We start from the raw sequence: 3,209 nt of genomic DNA, 5'->3' as shown, positions 1-3,209 counted from the left end.
AAACGTCTCTCAAATCATCGCCGAAGATTTGACCGCCACCGTCACGAATCTGGTGGCCATCGCCCTCTACGCCCTGGTCATGTACCTCTACGATCCGGCCCTGACCATTCTGGTGTCCGCCCTGATTCTGCTCAATGTCCTGGTCATGCATTGGGGCCTCGGCAAGGGTCGGAGTCTGTTCACGCAGTTCGTGGCCGAAAACGTCAAAGTTTGTGCCGCAGGAATCAACGGTCTGCAGACTATCGAGGTCATCAAGGCCTCGGGCTGGGAACCGGAGTTCTTCGCACACTGGGCCGGACTCAAGACCAGGGCCAAGAACCTTGCCCAGCGATATTCCCTGTGGATGCTCAGCCTGCGGCAGGTCCCCATTCTTCTGACCGATCTGTCCATGGCTGCGGTTCTTGGCATCGGCGCCCTGCGGGTGATGGACGGCGGGATGTCCATCGGTATGCTGGCCGCTTTCCAGATCCTGCTGCTGGCCTTCATCGCCCCGGTCCAGAAGCTCATGACTTCCGTGGCCAACCTGCAGAGCCTGGCTGGACAGATTCGGCGTATCGACGACGTTATCACCCATCCCCTGGATCCTCAGTTCAGCATGCCGGACATGAGACGCAAAGAGAAGAATGGGGCCGACAATGGGCAGACATTGCTCGTGCCTGGCGTGGGGGTCCGCTTGAGCGGGGCCTTTGAACTGAAGGATGTCACCTTCGGCTATGCGCCCGGGCATCGGCCGCTCATCCGCGATTTTTCCCTGAGAGTCGCCCCCGGTTGTCGGGTGGCCCTGGTTGGAGGTTCCGGCTCCGGAAAATCCACCGTGGTCCGCCTGATCGCCCAGCTCTACCGGCCCTGGTCCGGGGATATCCTCTTCGACGGGGTGCCCCGCTCGGATATCCCTCGCCTGGTCTTCGCCAATTCGGTGGCCTTCGTGGACCAGGACGTCTTCCTGTTCGAGGGCAGCGTCCAGGACAACCTGACCATGTGGAACCCGGCCATTCCTGAGCGGGATGTGATCCAGGCCGCCAAGGATGCCGAAATCCACGCCGAGATCTCGAGCCGGCCCGGTGCCTACCATTCCAAGGTCCTCTGCGGGGGAGCGAACTTCAGCGGCGGTCAGCGCCAGCGCCTGGAAATCGCCCGGGCCCTGGCCGTGAATCCGTCCGTGCTCGTTCTCGACGAGGCCACCTCGGCCCTGGACGCCGAAACCGAGGAGCGGATCGACATGAGCATCCGCCGACGGGGCATGTCTTGCCTGATCGTGGCCCACCGTCTGTCCACCATCCGCGATGCCGACGAGATTGTGGTCATGGACCGGGGCGCCATTGTCGAACGCGGCACCCACGAGGACCTCATGGCCCTGGACGGCCAATACGCCCGGCTCCTGATGGTCTGAGATCATGCCCGATTCCACCCCGCCCCCCCCTATTGTTGCCGATGCCGGCCAGCGGCTCGAACTGAACGGCAAGACGCCGCTCATGCTGGACGATCCGGGCGTGGTCTGGACCGTTCTGGATGGACGAGTTGAGGTCTATGCCGTGCGGATTCAAGGGTCTGAAACGGTGGGCACCCGTCGGCATTTGTACACTGTTTCGATCGGAGAGATTCTGATCGGCCTGCCCATGTCTCCATCCGGTCTGGCCTTGCAGGCCGTGGGTCTGCCCGGAACGGTTGTCGCCCCGCAGGAGACGACAAAATTTTTGGATAATCCGGCGGAAGGCGACAAGGAGCACGAGTCTCCGACCGACAGGGTAGACCGAATTCTACTCGGGTTGTCCGCCGGATTGAGCCGGGACATCGCACCCAAACCGGGCCGACGGACAAGTCTGACGTCCGGCCAGCGGCTCGACCCGGCCCCGAACGAAAGCCTTCGTCCGGAGAGTGGGGCCTGGTGGCTGGTCCCGGACCCGATGTCAACGACAGACCGGAGCGACCGACCATCGAGCCTGCGCTATCTGGGGCTCGAAGACTTCGACATTGGCGAAACCGTGTCCGGATGCGTTCTGACTCCGGAGACCTGGGTGGAGACGACCGGCCTGTCGAAACCAACCGGTAGCGGACATGCCGTGGTGGTTCTTGATACTCCGGCCCTTGTGAAGCTCCACGGTCTGTCCGAGGGGCTGCAACGTTTTGGAGAGGTCTTCTTCCGCTGCCTGGACATGGAGTTGCGCTTGGCCGATGCCGAGGTCTACGCGGCCCTGCATACCCGGGCGCAATCGGCCAGACGATTCTGGAATGCGGGCCTGGAGCGGCTCGAGGCCGTGCTGGAAGGAAAGAACCCGTCAAAGGAAAGGCCCCAGGCGCCTGAAAAGGGCTTGGCCCCCTTGGCCGCGGCCATGAAACTGGTCCTCCAGGCCGGAAATATCAGAATTTCAGATGCGACCATTCGCGGAGACGAGGATATCAAAGATCTGGCCACCGCATGGGGCGTCATGTGGCGACCGGTAGCCCTGCGGACGGACTGGTGGCGCCGTGATGGAGGGCCGCTGCTGGGATTTCTGGGGACGGCCGAAGGCCATCAGCGGCCTTTGGCCTTGCTTCAGCCTGGACCTGGACGCTACGAGGCCGTTGATCCGGCCACCGGCCAAGTCTGTCGGGTCACCCGGGCCATGGCGGGCAGGATTTCCTCCCGGGCCGTCACCTTTCACCGTCCGCTTCCGGTCCGGCCCATGGATATCCGGGAGCTCCTTTGCTTCGCTGGTTTCGGGGCTCGTCGGGATTTTCTGTTCATCGTGGCCTGCGGGCTGGCCTTGGCTCTTTTGGCCGTGATCCCGCCCCTGGCCGTGAAGCTCATCTTTTCGGACATCATTCCCGCGGCCAATCGCCTGTTCCTGGCCGAGGTCGCGATCTTGCTGGCGGTTGTGGCTGTGTCCGTGTTCGCCGTCAGCCTGACCCGCATTGCGGCCTTGCAACGCATGGTCGGGAGGATGGATTTCCAGCTCGAACCGGCCCTGTGGGACCGCTTGATCCGCCTGCCCACGGCCTTTCATCGTAGTGAAACACCTGGCGACTTGGCCGAACGGGCCGAGGGGTTGAACCTCGTCCGGGTCAAGCTGTGCGACACCTTTTTGACTGCGATGCTTTCCGGAATTTTCGCTTCCTCCAACGTGGTCATGCTCTTTATCTTCAGTCCCAGGTTAGCCTTTCCGGCCCTGGGTCTTCTCCTTCTCGGCGCCCTGGCCGGGATGGCCTTCAATCTGCGTCAACTTCGGAGC

The 3,209-nt window shown here is 62.7% G+C and carries 2 protein-coding genes; both read left to right on the top strand.

Translation table 11 applies throughout. The features are described from left to right. A partial coding sequence (locus tag EOM25_13465) for an ATP-binding cassette domain-containing protein (GenBank protein NCC26182.1) occupies positions 1 to 1,390 on the top strand: 1,390 nt, incomplete at its 5' end. Positions 1,391 to 1,394: 4 nt separating this feature from the next. Then, positions 1,395 to 3,209, top strand: a 1,815-nt coding sequence (locus EOM25_13460) for a hypothetical protein (GenBank protein NCC26181.1), incomplete at its 3' end; no start/stop codon positions are given.

Source organism: Deltaproteobacteria bacterium (assembly GCA_009929795.1).
In the GTDB taxonomy this organism is placed as follows: Bacteria; Desulfobacterota; Desulfovibrionia; order Desulfovibrionales; family Desulfomicrobiaceae; genus RZZR01.
The sequence above is the reverse complement of the archived record's forward strand: the minus strand, read 5'-3'. Positions and strand labels throughout refer to the sequence as shown.